The 15,501-nt window shown below is 38.0% G+C and carries 15 protein-coding genes; 10 read left to right on the forward strand and 5 right to left on the reverse strand.

The window, feature by feature from the left end:
- Window positions 1-19 precede the first annotated feature (19 nt).
- Complete coding sequence (locus tag FAY30_RS27515) at window positions 20-1,843, forward strand: dockerin type I domain-containing protein (RefSeq protein ID WP_223820953.1); 1,824 nt, start codon at window positions 20-22, stop codon at window positions 1,841-1,843.
- A 217-nt stretch (window positions 1,844-2,060) separates the two neighbouring features.
- Here the strand turns inward: FAY30_RS27515 and FAY30_RS11935 are convergent, their stop codons facing one another.
- Window positions 2,061-2,996, reverse strand: coding sequence for an alpha/beta hydrolase (locus FAY30_RS11935; RefSeq protein ID WP_190284889.1), 936 nt, complete (start codon window positions 2,994-2,996; stop codon window positions 2,061-2,063).
- Window positions 2,997-3,107: 111 nt separating this feature from the next.
- On the opposite strand from FAY30_RS11935, the gene FAY30_RS11940 reads away from it, so the two are divergent.
- Complete coding sequence (locus tag FAY30_RS11940) at window positions 3,108-3,299, forward strand: hypothetical protein (RefSeq protein WP_149870090.1); 192 nt, start codon at window positions 3,108-3,110, stop codon at window positions 3,297-3,299.
- A gap of 69 nt (window positions 3,300-3,368) precedes the next feature.
- On the opposite strand, the gene FAY30_RS11945 is transcribed toward FAY30_RS11940, so the two are convergent.
- Both FAY30_RS11945 and FAY30_RS11950 read right to left on the reverse strand, forming a co-directional pair.
- Window positions 3,369-3,575 (reverse strand): spore germination protein GerPB, encoded by a 207-nt coding sequence (locus FAY30_RS11945; RefSeq protein WP_149870091.1) that lies wholly within the window; start codon window positions 3,573-3,575, stop codon window positions 3,369-3,371.
- Window positions 3,576-3,771: 196 nt separating this feature from the next.
- Complete coding sequence (locus tag FAY30_RS11950) at window positions 3,772-5,214, reverse strand: amidohydrolase family protein (protein ID WP_149870092.1); 1,443 nt, start codon at window positions 5,212-5,214, stop codon at window positions 3,772-3,774.
- 240 nt (window positions 5,215-5,454) lie between these two features.
- Here FAY30_RS11950 and FAY30_RS11955 point away from each other — a divergent pair, with 240 nt between their 5' ends.
- The 8 genes from FAY30_RS11955 (at window position 5,455) to FAY30_RS11990 (ending at window position 14,298) form a co-directional block, all read left to right on the forward strand.
- Window positions 5,455-5,967, forward strand: coding sequence for a hypothetical protein (locus tag FAY30_RS11955; protein WP_149870093.1), 513 nt, complete (start codon window positions 5,455-5,457; stop codon window positions 5,965-5,967).
- 321 nt (window positions 5,968-6,288) lie between these two features.
- On the forward strand, window positions 6,289-7,449 hold the full coding sequence (locus FAY30_RS11960) for an SEC-C metal-binding domain-containing protein (RefSeq protein ID WP_149870094.1): 1,161 nt from the start codon (window positions 6,289-6,291) through the stop codon (window positions 7,447-7,449).
- A gap of 624 nt (window positions 7,450-8,073) precedes the next feature.
- Entirely contained in the window at window positions 8,074-9,063 is a 990-nt protein-coding gene (locus FAY30_RS11965; RefSeq protein WP_223820954.1) for a DnaD domain protein, read from the forward strand.
- Complete coding sequence (locus FAY30_RS11970) at window positions 9,063-10,325, forward strand: replicative DNA helicase (RefSeq protein WP_149870095.1); 1,263 nt, start codon at window positions 9,063-9,065, stop codon at window positions 10,323-10,325. The genes FAY30_RS11965 and FAY30_RS11970 overlap by 1 nt, the downstream gene beginning before the upstream one ends.
- 67 nt (window positions 10,326-10,392) lie before the next feature.
- On the forward strand, window positions 10,393-10,818 hold the full coding sequence (locus FAY30_RS11975) for a hypothetical protein (protein WP_149870096.1): 426 nt from the start codon (window positions 10,393-10,395) through the stop codon (window positions 10,816-10,818).
- Between the two features lie 610 nt (window positions 10,819-11,428).
- Window positions 11,429-12,526, forward strand: coding sequence for a DNA sulfur modification protein DndB (locus tag FAY30_RS11980; protein WP_149870097.1), 1,098 nt, complete (start codon window positions 11,429-11,431; stop codon window positions 12,524-12,526).
- A gap of 2 nt (window positions 12,527-12,528) precedes the next feature.
- A complete protein-coding gene (locus FAY30_RS11985) occupies window positions 12,529-13,551 on the forward strand; it encodes a DNA sulfur modification protein DndB (protein ID WP_149870098.1) in 1,023 nt (340 codons plus the stop codon).
- A 153-nt stretch (window positions 13,552-13,704) separates the two neighbouring features.
- Entirely contained in the window at window positions 13,705-14,298 is a 594-nt protein-coding gene (locus tag FAY30_RS11990) for a competence protein ComK (RefSeq protein WP_149870099.1), read from the forward strand.
- 191 nt (window positions 14,299-14,489) lie between these two features.
- Here FAY30_RS11990 and FAY30_RS11995 read toward each other — a convergent pair whose 3' ends face one another.
- Both FAY30_RS11995 and FAY30_RS12000 read right to left on the reverse strand, forming a co-directional pair.
- Window positions 14,490-14,900: a hypothetical protein gene (locus tag FAY30_RS11995; RefSeq protein ID WP_149870100.1), complete on the reverse strand. Its 411-nt coding sequence runs from the start codon at window positions 14,898-14,900 to the stop codon at window positions 14,490-14,492.
- 302 nt (window positions 14,901-15,202) lie between these two features.
- Complete coding sequence (locus tag FAY30_RS12000) at window positions 15,203-15,400, reverse strand: IS66 family transposase (RefSeq protein ID WP_149872683.1); 198 nt, start codon at window positions 15,398-15,400, stop codon at window positions 15,203-15,205.
- Between the last annotated feature and the right edge of the window lie 101 nt (window positions 15,401-15,501).

A 15,501-nucleotide genomic window follows, 5' to 3' on the forward strand; every position in this document is an offset into this window, starting at 1 on the left:
GGGAAATGAAGAACAAAAAGTGGCCGTAAGCCTCCGTGTCCATAAAAAGGCAAAAGAAGGTTATTATACAGGGTATATGACGTTCACCAATACGGCGAATTCTGCTGAGCAGTATAGAATACCATTTACCTTCCGTTTGCTGAAAGAAGGATTTAATCATATGACGATTGATAATCCAGTCCTTTCACCGGATCATTTAAATGAACTGGATTGGGATCCAAGCAGAAATCGGATAGTAGTAAACCAGTTCAATGTAAGTGCACCAATGGATAAAATGGATGTTATCTTGCAGGATGAAAATGGAAACGACCTTGGTCTAGTTGGCACTCTTGACCTCAGAAATGTTGTTGATAATATCAACTATTTTGTAAGAATCTTTAATGGAACCTACTATAAATTTACCGGGAATGCCAAAAAACCGATTGCTTCTGACAGTAGCTATGCAAAAGAAGGCCACTACAAATTAAAAATGATTACCACAGGCCTATCCGGAAAAACATTTACGGATACAAAGCATATATGGATTTATCTCAATCAGCCTAGTTTTATAAGTTCGTTGGATGGTGACTCACCATTTATTGAATATAAGCCAGGACAGCAAACGTACCCATTTGCCATTCAAATCACCGATCCCTTTGTGGATGAGTTGAAGAAATATGGCGTAAATTACGATCAATCATCGAACTTTATGATTTATTATTGGGGCTATTATGGATTCCCATCTGCTCCAATTTCTATGGATAAAAACGGGAAATTCGTTGAAGAAATTCTTATGGACGAATCTATTCCTGCCCTTCCTTTTGGTATGGATGGCTATAATGCCGCTGGAAATAAGGTAATAAAGAATTACTACTTCGTTAAAGAAGGAACAGCGGTTACGTATCCAACAAGTGAAACCACCGAGGCAAAAACCGATGATCTCATAAAAGTAAACTTAGTGTTGGATAACCTTAACGATGTATCCAAAGCCGAATGGACCTTTAGTGACTTTTTGGACCTTCCAACTTTGGAAATTGTCGAGGCCAGCCTCACTAAACCTTTTGCAGAGAAAGCAGCGCTTGCTGTTAATGGGAAGAAAGTATCTGTCCAATTTAATGAGCCTAGCGGGGTATTAGACAAGCAAGCAGTAGTCGAGATAACGTTCAAAGTTTTGGGAGAAGAATTCTACTCACTAGGGTACACCGACCCGACTATTGTCGTAACCGATGCAAATGATAATAAAATTAATGTACTCCATGCCCCTTACCGTCTTAAAATAAACCCGCAATTTTCAAGAGTAGAGGGTTACGTCAGTCCAGAGGCATTCTTTATCGGTGATCCAAATGACTACGGATACCTAGGCAGTAAAGACTGGTCCAAGGTGGGGGGAACAGTGAAACTGATTCATCCGAGCGGTAAGGTGTTCGATGCAACATCTTCCATAGAGGATAGTGGACTTTATGTAATGGATAAACTGCAGATGGCCAAGGATCCGTATACGATTGAAATGACTGTTCCAGGCCATTTCTTTACCAGAAGTAACATCCAGCTTGGCTATGAGCGCAACGGTATCTTATATGGGAATTATCTGTTTGCGGAACCGGATCTTCTCATTGCCGGTGATGTGAATCAAGACGGGGCCATTGATGTTCTCGACGCACTTGCGATTCAAAAAACGTGGAAAACCAATGATCGGGCCGCAGATATCAACTTTGACGGGAAAGTAGATGCCACAGATCTGTCATTTGTACAGAAGAATTACCTCAAACAAAACCAAGATGTAGAAAATGCTCCTGAGCCAAAGAAAAGTCATAACGGAAAAACATTAGAAATGATTTTGGCTGATTTAGGGATCCAGCCATAACAAACGATAAATAAAAGGGTCAGAACCCAGCATGCTAAAGCGTTAGCATATCGGGGGTCTGACCCTTTTTTCTTTGTTCTAACCATGCACTCGCGGGTGGTGTGACAAACATAGTTAAAAAGAAAACCGTCCCTCTAAAAATTGTAGGTTTGGATGAAGAACCTTTGTCCTTATTATTTTTAAATAGAGGGAATACAAGGCGTGGAAGTAAATGGTTTTAGCCAAGCTTTAAGTGCTTATTTAGGAACCTGAGTACACGGCGTGTATACTCATTTTTATTCAAGCGATATGAATGAATATGCTCGCAATCGTTTGTCAGCCACAATTCTTTATGGTTATTGGATGAGATCGATTGAAATAATTTTTCGCTCTCGGCATAAGGAATAGCTTTATCTGTCTTACTATGGATGAGAAAGAAGGATTTTCCTTTCGTATTTTTCACATGATTGATGGGTGACACTTCTGTGGGGTCAATTTTGAGGAGCTTGCGCATGGAATGATAAACAATCGGCGTAAATGGCCGTTTTGGCAGCTTGGTCCAATAGGAAAGATTTTCTTTTAGAAAAGGTTCTAAATCACAAAAGGGACTGTCGGCAATGATGGCGGAAACAGCAGGGTGTTCACATCCAGCAATAAGCGCAGTGGCAGCTCCCATACTCCAGCCAAGCAGAGCAACTTTTTCCTGATGTTTTTCCTGAACCGCATATTCAATCGCTGAATATAAATCGTGTCTTTCAAAATATCCAATCCCCGTGGTTTTTCCCTTCGATTTCCCTGCATTGCGAAAATCAAACATCAGTACATTATAGCCCTGTTCTGATAGAACTTTAACAAGTCGCAGTCCTTCAATCCTTTCCATGGCACGTTCATTCATGTAACCGTGTGCTGTGATGACCGTTTTCTTGCTTCTCTTTGAAACGGATGGAATCCACCAGCCAGACAGTTTTACTTGATCTTTTCGGCTGAAAAATTCAATCTCTTCGAATGCAAGACCATATTCCCCTGGATTTTTTGTCGTCTTTGCCGGAAATGGATGAGTTAAATACAAACCGATCCCTAATGGGGCAAGAAAAAATAAAGCGGGTGCTGCCAAAAGCGGTTTCCACAGTGACTTACCTGATTTACTTGATTCCTCATTCTTTTCCTCACTCAACAGGAACTCCTCCTTTCCGTTTGAAGTCATCGGTACATTATCATATGTAAGTCACCACAAAAACGGAAAATTATTAAGTCCCATTTTTTTAAATATAGGTGGGAAGATTTAGTGTGCGTTTTGAATGGCAGATCAGCAGAAAAAATAGAGGCAGTCACTTTTTCTGCTTTAAGAATGCAAGAGAGTGATAGTGAAGAAATTCTAAGAAACAGAATCGATAGGGGATGTAATGATGAGGAAGCAATGCTTATGGTGGATCAGCAGCAAGTCAAGAACGAAGAAAAATCTAGCCAGGCGTGGTGAAAAGGAATTTAGGGATGGTCTCGTGCACAAACAAATGTGTTTGCCATTCATAAAGAAAGGTCAAAATTTTTATTTTCGACCTACTGGTGATTGTAGTGGGACAGAAGGAGTTATAGCTGTTAGATGAACTAATGAAGTTCCGATTGTAGTATATCCAGCATGAGGGAGACGTTGAATGGTTCCAGACCCAGTCCCAATTTGTAAAACTCCCGCATTGGCAATTATGCCAATCTTTAAAAAATTTATATCAAATGTTTGTTTAATATGTCTATCCATGTCATTCACCTCTTTATACTATATGATCAAAACGTGAAAAAATTTCCGAATTAAAAATCATCGGGTCTAGTGTGTCAACCCCCAGTGAACTAACGCTTTAAAGTACCGGGGTGTATGACTATTTTTATCTGTCATTTCATAATCGAAAAAAAAATAATCCACCCTTGAGTTAGCTCAGGTGGATCATCCTTTACCCTTATTGTTGTTTATGATAGGGGAGTGTTTTTTCAACTTTTTCAACTTGTTTATAAATTTCTCCCATATCCTTAAGGTCTTTTTTATAACTATATGTTTTCAGTTTCTTGTTTTCAACGATCATTTTCCCATTAACGATTACATCTTTTACATTTTGCGGTCCCGCTGAGTATGCCAACGTGGCATAGGGATCATAAGTTGGGAACGTATTTGGTTCATGTACATCAACAATAATGATATCGGCAAATTTACCAACTTCAAGAGAGCCGATTTTTTTATCCATGCCAAGTGCTTTGGCACCGCCAATCGTTGCAAGTTCGACGACCTTACTAGGAGGCATTAGACTTTGATCTTTGTTAACCAGTTTGTGAATTCTTGCGGCGTATCCCATGGTTCCAAAGACATCCATGGTGTTTGAACTCATTGGTCCGTCCGTTCCTAAGCCCATCTTTATTCGTGCTTTATCAATCTTAATCGCAGGCGCAACACCGGTAGCCCCTTTTGTATTCGCAATTGGATTATGAGCAATCGTAGCTCCTCTTTTTTTAATGATTGCAATGTCTTCATCATCGATATGAATAGCATGTGCAAGCATCGTATTTTCATCTAGGATCCCTAGAGAATCTAAGTATTTAATGACGGATTCATACGTTTGTCCATATTTACTAGCGACTCTTTGTGCTTCATCCGCAAATTCTGCTGCATGAAGGGCAAAGGGTACATGATATTTATTCGCCAATGCTTTGGATGCCTTTAACATCTCAGGACTAACTGTATATGGTGCATGAGCAACAACCGACGGAGTGATTAATTCATTGTTTTTATATTGTTTGATAAAATCTTCCGCATATTTTAGCCCGCCGTATGGTTCGGGTGCATCGACTACTGGAAACCCAATAACGGTTTCTCCAAGAACTCCTCGAATGCCAATCTTTTCAGTTGCTTTTGCTACTTCATCCTCGTGGTAGTACATATCCGCATAGGTAGTCACACCTCCCATTGCCATTTCAATGGCCCCGTGAATCGATGCTTTATAAATAAGATCTCTTGAAAGAAGTTTTTCTTCAAGCGGAAAAAACACTTCAAATAACCGATTGCCTACGCCCTCTTCACCAATGCTCCTAAACGCAACCATAGGAACATGATTATGAGTATTAATCATTCCAGGCATGACAATATTTCCAGCGGCATTGATAACCTTTGATGCGCTATATTGCTCGCTAAGTTTTTCGTCACCAACGGCGATAATTTTTTTGTCTTTGATCACCACTGTCCCTTTTGGGAAAACATCCTTTTTTTCATTTATCGTGAGGATGTATCCGTTTTTAATCACAATATCCGCTTTATCTCTTGCTGCTTCCACCCGATTCCCTGCGCTTACAGCACTTAAGGTTCCAAGTAGTAAAAATACAATGAAAATGATAACCGGAAATTTACGCTTCATTTTTTTCCTCCATTTAAGTAATTTACTTACAGAAAATGTGTAACCCTTTGTATTATCTTCAAATAAAAAAATTACATTCCAATTGGAAGCAAGGGGACGGTTCTGGTGGTCTTTTTTACCTAATTTAAAGCCAGGAGAACCGTCCCGTGGCATCCGTGGCAATATTTGTTTCTTAGGAGGGGTTATTTCAAATTTTGTCGAATTACATTAAATTGAAATAATATTTTTTGGAGGCAAAAGATGATCAATACTCTTCAAGAACCAATTAAATTACCAAGCAGTTTGCGCGAACGCAGCATTCATCATTACATCATACCCACAGTTTGTAATTTGAAAAATATGCTAAACAAACTGATTTCAGTTCAAGGCGATTACGCCCAATTAAAACAATGGGAAAAGAGAAGTTATCAAGCTTATCAAATTGACAAAATTAAACTAGCAATCTTATTCGCAACACACGAACGAAGAAAAACCTTAATTAAACAACATATTCTTAACGGAAGCCCAAATGAATTTGGCGCAAGCTGCATCGATATTTACTTAGTAGCCTATGTTGCTGAAACCTTTGGACCTGGTAAAACCGTCTTTTTTGATTACATAATGAAAAGCGGTATCTCAGAAAAAGTAAATACTGCTCAAGCTATTTGGCAAGTGGGAAAGGGTGACGGTGTATATCTTGAAATACTGAATAATGACGGAACTATTCGGGATTGGGACTTTTTTGCGAAATGGATAAATGGGAATCAGGACTAAACTAATGACAATTCCTCGAACCACCATAATAATATTCAGGATGAAACGGAAGAGCGAATTGGCTTGGTTAGAAGATGGAGTGAAGACTGTACAAGCGGTTTAGCGAAGTAGATAAAAAGGAACCCCGATACGCAATAGCATTGTCAGGACTTTATTTAGAAGTGGGCCCGGATGAGAAAATGGGAAGTGGGAATCATCATACTGCATATCAAACATTGCAGATGAGTAGGCGATAGTTATTGTAAATTCAATTTTTTTACTTTGTATAGTAATAAAAGTACAATGATTGTGATGTAAAAAGTAAATTGCGAGGAAAAGATAATGACATTTTTAGAAAAAATTAAACCACACTTGATTAGTGATGATATTTTAATCCAAGAAACAGTCTTGCATATGCTGCATGATTATCCGAATGTTCCGGAAGAATGGACCATTGAATTACTAAAAGAGGCATTTAGAAAAAAAGACAAACAATCCTCGATCTTGATCTATGTTGAAAATCAACCCATCAATGAAGAGGGTGTTAGGATTCTAATTGAAAATATCCCTTCAATGGATCCATCTAAACGCCATTTAGCGATAAATTTGGTCAATCGTATCGAACCAGAAACAGCATTAAAATATAAGGAACAACTTCAAAAGTATATTCCCGATGATACATGGTCATTATATGATTTACTGTTACATGGGACGGAAGAAGAAGTTTACACAGAATATGGAAGCATCTTAAATGACCTTGATAGTATGGATTCTTTCCAACATGACCTTTACATAAAAGCAAAAAAACTCGCAGCGTGTTTGGTGAAAAAGGGCTGGGTGACGGAAGATGAAATACAACTGGTGCTGCAAGAGGAAGTAAAGGAACAGTGGTTTTCATTTAATGGAATCTTGAATGTTTATATGATTGGATTATTAAAGTTGGAACAATATATTCCTTCAATAGCCGATTTATTGGCTCGTGATGATGACACCTTGTTAGAAGAAGCTTCCGAAGCGTTAATTCGTTTTCAATCAGATGAGGTAGTGAGGGAGGTTGCACCATACCTAAGGAAAGACGAGTCCGTTATATATGCTGCTTCAGTCGTTGAAAACATTAAATCGGACCTTGCTGTAAAGGTTCTTAGAGAGGCCTATCATTCTGCGAAAGAACTGGATCAACAAGACATCCTTGCCGAAGCACTTAGTCATCAGCTATCGGAAGAGACACTTCCTGAAATTAACGAACATATGAAGCTGGAATACTCTTCAGGCCTTGTTGATATTGAACAGACCGTTTACAGCTATTATTCGATCTTAGGTTTAGATCATCCAGAACTAGGTGAGTGGAGACAAGTAGCAAAGGAAAGAGAGATAGACTTTAGAAATTCAACAAATCAGGGGAATAGTCTTCCAAGTGCTCCAGTCCGAAATGAAAATAAAGTCGGTCGAAATGATCCATGCCCTTGTGGAAGCGGGAAAAAATATAAAAAATGCTGCGGCTGAATAACGGTAAACTAAATTTTAAACAGACCTTCCGAATCAAAAATTTATTATTATGAAAGCATCTTCAATTAGAAATTACGAATGTTTACAAAATGTTGCTATGTTGTAATTTACTATTCAAGTTTTAGGGTCAGACCCCAAACGTGCTAACGCTTTAGCGCGCTAGGTCGGACCCTATTTACCTTTTTATCATCTGTTTTGATCTACGAGAATCTGATTACCTTCACGGTCTTCAATTGTAAAAAATGCTGGTCCTTGAGTTGACTCATCTACTTTAGATAGCATTGTCATTCCTTTTTCTTTAAGTTGTTTTTGTAGTTCTCGAATGTCCGTCAACTTCGTGTAAAAACAATAAAAAATTGGAATGAAAATGCAAAAAACGCCTTCAAAATTCATTTTTGAAGGCGTTTTTTGCCGTTTTGGTTTAAATATCCCTACAAAAAATGAAAAAGGTTGGTTCGCATTACTCTAGTATTCACGATATCGTAGAAGTGCAAAGGATACCTAGTAATTATTCTTTTATCAAATATCTACATAATTATTAAAATTTCCCATCCTTTTTCCCTCTTTATCCATAAATAAACGATGAAGGGGAATTTAGGAGAAGAAAGGAATGGATTGAAGATGGCAAAGTACAGAATGGTGCGTACGGATTTTTGGAAGAACCCGGTTATTTTAGAGGAGATGACCCCTGAGGACAAATACTTTTACGTGTATCTGCTGACGAATCCACAAACGACGCAAATTGGAATCTATAAGATTACGAAAAAACAAATGGCTTTTGATTTGGGCTATTCGATTGAGAGTGTTCATTCGTTAATGGAACGATTCAGCCTGCACCACAAGTTGATTCGTTATAATCCTGAAACACGTGAGCTCGCAATTAAGAACTGGGGGAAAGAGAACCTCCAAAAAGGAGGAAAACCGGTGATGGATTGTATTTTTTCCGAATTAAAAGAGGTGGAGGATCACTCGCTCATTCAATATGTATCAGAATCCATTGTAAAAGAGGAAATTCGCAGCCTCTACCAATCTTTTTGTGAACAAGAAGGGCTGTGTTGCGGGAATGATGTGAGAGATCAAGAAGTAAATCATACATATCAAACTGAATGTGAAGAAACGGACGATACGTTCCTGTCCCGTGATACGATACGTGGGCAAAAAGAAAAACAAAAAGAAAAAGAAAAACAAAAACAACAACAAAAAGCTCTCCCGTCAAATCGTGAGAGACTTCCAAACATAGAGAACTCGTACCAGAAAAATCAACAATCAGAAGAGATCAAAGAAATTGTTGAGTTTTGGGACAACAATGGATTTGGGTTTACGAACGTGAATGGGAAACAACAGTTGTTATCTTGGTTAGATGATTCTCACTTTTTACAGCCAAAAGAATTGATTTTAAAAGCGATGAATATTGCCTGTGCGAATAACACACGAAAGCTGAACTATATAATCGGGATATTGAAAAACTGGGAAAACGAATCTTTACTGACTGTAGAAGATATTGATTCGTATCAGAATAACCAAAAGCCCGTTCGAAAGACGATTCCAACGACTGCCGGAAGAGATATCCCCAGAGGGTTTGAACTCGATCTAACAAGAGGTGAAAAGTGATGAGTATAGCGGAAAAAGTGTTCCTAGGAAGCTTGATGAAGGCGGATTACTTACTAATGGATTCAGTGGTTCAACCAGAACAGCTAGAAAGTACACAGCATAAAGAAATCATGCGAAGAATGGTGGAGTTGAAGCGAGCAGGTAAGAATATCGATTTAATTAGCTTAAGTACCTTACCAAACCTCGAATCATTAGGTGGAATATCTTACCTTTCGGAGCTGTTATCGTATGCCGATCCTGAGAAATTTGATGGAACGGAGAAGCTGATTCTTGAACTGTGGAAGGAACGGGAAAAGAGAAGGATTTTAACGCTTGCAGCGATGAATGATTGGGAGATTGCGAAAGTCATTGGCGAATTGGATAAAATTAACCAAATGAAAATGGATGATCACACGCCCATACAACAAGCGTTAGCAGCTATTTATGAGGCACCGTGGGAAGATCAGCTGCTTCTTGAAAGTGTCACAACGGGTATCAAAAAGCTAGATGAAGTGACAGGAGGATTCCAGGGCGGTGAAGTGACGATGGTAGCGGCACGGCCATCGATGGGGAAAACCGATGTGATGCTTCATTTTGCCAAAATGGCGGGTTGGGCCGGGTTTCTGCCACTTGTATTTTCCTTAGAAATGCCTGAAAAGCTGATAACCTCTCGATTAATGGCTTCGACCGGGGGCTTTAACCGGGGAAAAATGCGGGATCCGAAAAGGATGTTAAGTCAAAGTCAAAAGGATAAATGGTTCGATGTGATCGGTGATCTTAATGAAACCCATTTGCAAATATTTGATGGGGCCGGACAAACGATTGCCGAAATGAGGGCGAAAACGAGAAAGCTCATGCATCAATATCCAAACAAGAAACCAATCCTTTTTATTGATTACTTAACCCTAATCCAATCAGGTCAATTATATGGAGGGAATTCCCATTTGCAGGTAACAGAAATATCCAAATCCCTGAAAACAATGGCAAAGGATTTTGATTGTCCTGTCATTTGTTTGGCACAGCTCAATCGATCAGTAGAATCTAGGGCGTCTAAACGGCCGATGATGTCTGATATTCGGGAATCGGGCAGTGTAGAACAGGATGCCGATGTCATTTTAATGCTGTACCGGGAAGCGTATTATGACAAGGAATCCGAGAATCGTTCCCTTGAAATCATTGTCTCGAAAAACCGAAACGGCCCAGTTGGATCCATCGAAGTGAAGTATAACGAGGATACAGGAGCCATTGAGGATCAAAAGGAACAGAGCCTGTCCCTAGTATAACCGGCTATTCGATCAATAGTGACGACGCAAACGGCTGATAAAAAAATGAAAATCGAGGTGCTATGACATGATCGTGAAAGAACTTTACCGGGATAGTTTAATCTATGAAGAATCCTCCTTGGCTCATTATCTCTACCATTTACTTGCTGAAAAGAAAATTTCATTAGAAGACGACGTTTCCAAAGTAGACTTTGATCAAGCTAATCATCAGTTAGTAGCGGAGATGATTCGAAATAATCTATTAGGTTTTCATAAGATTCGCATATACTCACTGAAAAGGAACCAAAATGAATTTATCTTTATTTATGCAGCCAGTGAGCAAGAGGCCATCCAATTCTTTTGCGAAACCTACCATCAACTCCCGTTGAACTGTCATGAATATCCGTTAGATTGGGAGATTTGTCGAGGGAAAGATGGGATTTCTTTTCGAGACATGAGGAAGGAATTTGCGAGTTTCCCAGCTATAGCGGGATGTTATAAAAGGGAGGAGTGAAGCATAGGAACAGTTGACCTAGGATGCAAGCAACATTAACAGTTTTATCATTTGGAAGGGTGAACGAAATCTGATGTGTTGTACCTAAGGCTATGTGAAGAGCAGGGGATTTAATGAATGCGTGAATGATTAGAAAAGTATATGCCGTCAGATGAAAAAGAATTTCAGCAACCCATTGCAAATACCCAGGGTATCTGGCTTATTGCTTTTGCTTGTAACTACTAATACAGATAGAAAAGGAGTGGCAGCTAATTCAATGCCATTCCTTTTTTTGATTCGCAAAAAGACTTTCATAAGTCACAATGGAATTATTGACCGAATTTTGAATAAACAGTGAACAAACTGTCACAAGTAAAAAAATAAAAAAATCGCAGCGTTTTAAGCCTTTAAAATTACATTTTAGTAAGAGAATATTGGGTTTTTGTTGGAAAAATCCGCTATTCAAACGAAAACTGCTATTTTACTATAGTTATAAAATTTGTCAAGGTTTTGCAGAATACAGGACAAAAGAACAACGTGAGGTAAAAATTCAACGAATAAGCAATGGGAAATTCCAATTTACATTTGTAGTTGGATATCAATATAATATTGTCGAAAGGGGTGATAATGATTGTCGAATCATGACTTTAGAACAATTATTGAAGGAATTGACTATAATCAGTTTGGAAAAAAGGTACTTGCAACCCAATTACGATTTTCAACATTGGAAGCGCTTTTTGAGGTAGACCCTGAGGTGCAGCGAAAATTAGATCCACAGCGAAGATCGGAAATAAGAGAGTTTATTTTAAAATCATTAAAGGGAAAGGATTTTTATTTTTCACCATTTATCTTTTCAGCGAGGGGTGCGTTTTTAGAAGCCGAAAAGGGATGGGCCTTAGAACCAGGCACTAAGCTATACATATTGGATGGCCAACATAGAAGCGCCGCGATGTCATCAGCCTTAAGCCACTTAAAATCGCAAAAGGAAACAGCGGAAGAAATGGGAAATGATAAAGAAGCAAAAATCATCCAAGTGTACATCGACAAACTGAAAGATTATCCAGTAGCTATGCAAGTGTATTTGGATTTATCACAGCAAGAAGAGAGGCAGCTATTCACGGATATTAATACAGAGCGAAAAGAAGCGCATATTGGATTAATCATGCAATATGATCATCGTGACCAATATACAGAATTAACGAGAAAGGTAGCCAAACGATTGCAGTCAGAATTTGAAATTGAGCAAGAACTATCGCGTTTGACAAATTACAATTCAGCTGTCACCTCTTTAACAATCATGAAAAAATGCTTACTAGCCATGTTTGAAGGGAACTTAACAGTAAAAAAGGGAGATGCGATTTTCGGAAACTATCAACCAAATGAAATTATCGCCACTTCACAAATGTTTTTTGAATCATGGCAGAAGATATTTCCTAAACAAATGGCCAATCGCCGTAAATTTGTGGCAGGATTAACAGGCATACAAGTGGCCTTAGCTTTCACAGTTTTTCATCTCACCAAGAATTACTCTATTTCTCATCAAGAAGCCATCATGCAGCTTACTAAATTAAAAAAACATTGCACATGGAAACATGATGATCCACTCTTTACACATTTATACGACCCTTCAACCAGAAGAATAAAGCATCATTCATCAACGACGGCTATTCAAAAAACAGCATGGAAATTTAAGGCGATTATAGATAAAGAAAGGATTGGATCCACTTGATTGTGAATAACGTATTTTCCAAGCGGCAAGCGATGGTAACCTACACTATTCAAGAACTCACTACACTTATCCAAAACGGGCAAGTAAAATTACGTGAGGTAAACAAATTGCATGTCAGAGCAATTAAAAAATATATTCTTGAAAACGTTTTAACAGAACAGATATATTTTCCGCCATTAGTTGCAGCAGCTAAGAGTATAGGTGGGGACAAGCCTTTAGAACTAATAATTATTGATGGGAACCAACGATTAAAAGCATTTTGCCAAATCGAAGAAATGGGAAGTCGAGCGGTAAAGAATGACTGTGACGAACACATGAAAATAGGCTACAAACTTCTTCGATTTGTTCAAAAAACAGAAGTGGCAGTCCAAATTTTTGAAGGTCTGACAAAAGAAGAGGCAGATCAGTTATTTATTGATCTGAATACGAAGGGAAAAAAGGTAGCATTATCAAAGAGGATTGCTTTCGACTCCAGAAAAGAATTGAATAAAATAACGAATGCGATTTTAAAAAACAATAAGCAGATTAAGATTGCTGGAGTGGAGATTGAGAAACGGGCGATTGTTCGGCCAACGAATAAGAAATTACTGTCATTGTCCCAGTTGCGCCATCTAGTGGCTATTTTTCTGACTGGAAGAATGATTCATCGTGTGGTAGATGATTACTATGAAACAAATCTCGCAGCTAATGATTATATCGCACTCTTTACGGTTTGGTTCAATGAATTATTTCATCAGTATCCACCAGAGCGAATTGGTGACTTTGATGAATCCATGCTTGCCAATTACCCATTACTCTTGAGCATTGCATATTATGTCAATAAAGGCTTGGAACAACACCCATTTGAAGAGCGGCAGCAAGAAATAATTTACCGGATGGAACAGTTGAGACAAGTGGATTGGAAGCGAGAAAATCCTGTTTGGAAAAATTTCAAGGGTGCCGCCAGGTCTGGTTATTATTTTTTGTCAAATGAAAAAGGCAATATAGAAAAACTAGTCGCATGGCTAGAGCAGCAAGGGAGGTGAGAAGAATGTGAAAAATAATATAAAAACTCATAGGCGGCTAAGTCTCGCCGGACAGCGCCCATGAGTTTCTAAGGTTGGGTATACCAACTTGAAGTTTAGTATACCCTTTTTCGTAAAAAAATCATAGATGCAAGATTAAAAGAATCATAAACCATGATGAAAGAGAAAGAGGGAATAGAAATGGATTTGAAGGTTGATTATTTGATAAATGAAAAAACGGTGTTGTTTTACGGAGTATATTATGAAAACGGCGAATTATATAGCTATGTGATTGATCACGACGACGAGTTTTTAGTACCGATGTCACCAGTCAAGCTTATTGACAAATCACTCATCAGCTATGGATCTAACTTTAAGGGAGCACTTTATAGCTCCACTCAGTTGCTTGGTGAAAATCGTAGGATGTATCCAATTAAAATTGATACATCATTAGACATCTGGCTGTTTCCAACAAAGTCTTTTAAAAATGAAACCTGCATTTGGTTTGCACTCAATCATGTGAAAAGAATACTACCGCTTGGTGTTAAATTTACAAAAGTATTCTTAAGTTATGGACATACGTTTGAAATTGTCATGAGAGAATCTGCATTTCGTGAAAAACGCCTGACCGCAGAAGAATTGAAAGAAAAGATCACAACTAACACAAAAAACTCTATGAATTTCATGGTCGACACAAAGAAAGGGTTTATGATAGTGGAGGAAAAAGGTAGTTATAAATGCAGAGCTAGAAATAAAGAGAAGGTATGACGGTGCTACTATCGGAAAATAATTAACCTAGATAACCAAAAAAAAATCGACTATGTTGGTGTTTAATTATTAAAAGGCAATTCTCTATATAGGAGAAGTGCCTTTTTACATTTAAAATCATCAAGCAGCTCGACATGCTGATGTTTTAGCATACTAGGGGTCTTTTATTTCAATTTATAACTCTGCAAATTCTAATTAGCGGAGATTCTTGCTTTTTCAATTTGTTCATTAAGATTATGCCTTTTCAGATTGTTCTGCCACTCGTTAAAGTGTAATTCACAAAGTCCCTTTTTGAAGTATTTATCTAAGCAGTCTTCAACACCACAAAGCTTAACCACTTTTGGAATGTGGGGATATCCCAACTTATTGTAAACATAGTTATGATGCTCACAATATCCGTTTGTAAAATGGGGTTTATTACAACCTACAGCCAAACAGTGCTCAACTGACCCTGATTCAGCTGTATTTGTATGCTTTAAACCCCTTCTTCTCATTCTCATGTAGTGCTTTCCACAAAGCTGCTGAGCCTTCACATCTTCCTCACAGTCATCCACTATGCATTGTTTTTTTCTTGAGTACTTCTTTGTCTCAAATTCTGACATTCTCTAATTCTACTCCTTTGTAATATCATCTCTACCTTAAATAAATTATCTCACCCAACATTTGGTGAAAACAGTGACTTTATGGCAAATTTATTACAAAATTTAATAAACTAGAATTCTTGTTGTGTCAATCTTTTTCTTATCATTCTAAGGAAATGAATGTTAAACATAAGGAAAGCGTAAATTAGCTCCTAACTTCATAAAGATGAGAGCTATAGTATTATTTAGATAACTTATTAAAGACTATGCAATTTAGAGGAGTTGTTGATGACCAAGGAAGCAATTGAAACATGGCCTTTTCATCAATTTAATCTTCTCCTCGCATGGGCTAAACAGCCTACAATGGTGAGGCTCTCTACCTTATAATAACCAGTGTACCCATCAACCTGTAAATATTCCTTAAATCCATTAAGGAATTTCTTGGGGTTTTCGACGGCACGCGTGATGCTAACGTTCGTAGTTGCGATTCCAATTCTTGGTGTAATGTAGATATCATAGATCTACTTGGAAAACTTGTAAAAAAAGCACGCTTTTCCATTTTTTAACAATTATATTTATCCCACGTTTATAATTTATCCGAAAGCATAATAAGGAGGGATTT

It is taken from the genome of Bacillus sp. S3 (assembly GCF_005154805.1).
Classification (GTDB): Bacteria; Bacillota; Bacilli; order Bacillales; family Cytobacillaceae; genus Neobacillus.

Excerpts from the sequence above, each read along its gene's own strand:
- FAY30_RS11960 (WP_149870094.1), top strand. The coding sequence starts at position 6,289 with ATGACATTTTTAGAAAAAATTAAACCACACTTGATTAGTGATGATATT.
- FAY30_RS11970 (WP_149870095.1), top strand. The coding sequence starts at position 9,063 with ATGAGTATAGCGGAAAAAGTGTTCCTAGGAAGCTTGATGAAGGCGGAT.
- FAY30_RS11965 (WP_223820954.1), top strand. The coding sequence starts at position 8,074 with ATGGCAAAGTACAGAATGGTGCGTACGGATTTTTGGAAGAACCCGGTT.
- FAY30_RS11995 (WP_149870100.1), bottom strand. The coding sequence starts at position 14,900 with ATGTCAGAATTTGAGACAAAGAAGTACTCAAGAAAAAAACAATGCATA.
- FAY30_RS11955 (WP_149870093.1), top strand. The coding sequence starts at position 5,455 with ATGATCAATACTCTTCAAGAACCAATTAAATTACCAAGCAGTTTGCGC.
- FAY30_RS11975 (WP_149870096.1), top strand. The coding sequence starts at position 10,393 with ATGATCGTGAAAGAACTTTACCGGGATAGTTTAATCTATGAAGAATCC.
- FAY30_RS11945 (WP_149870091.1), bottom strand. The coding sequence starts at position 3,575 with ATGGATAGACATATTAAACAAACATTTGATATAAATTTTTTAAAGATT.
- FAY30_RS11950 (WP_149870092.1), bottom strand. The coding sequence starts at position 5,214 with ATGAAGCGTAAATTTCCGGTTATCATTTTCATTGTATTTTTACTACTT.
- FAY30_RS11990 (WP_149870099.1), top strand. The coding sequence starts at position 13,705 with ATGATGAAAGAGAAAGAGGGAATAGAAATGGATTTGAAGGTTGATTAT.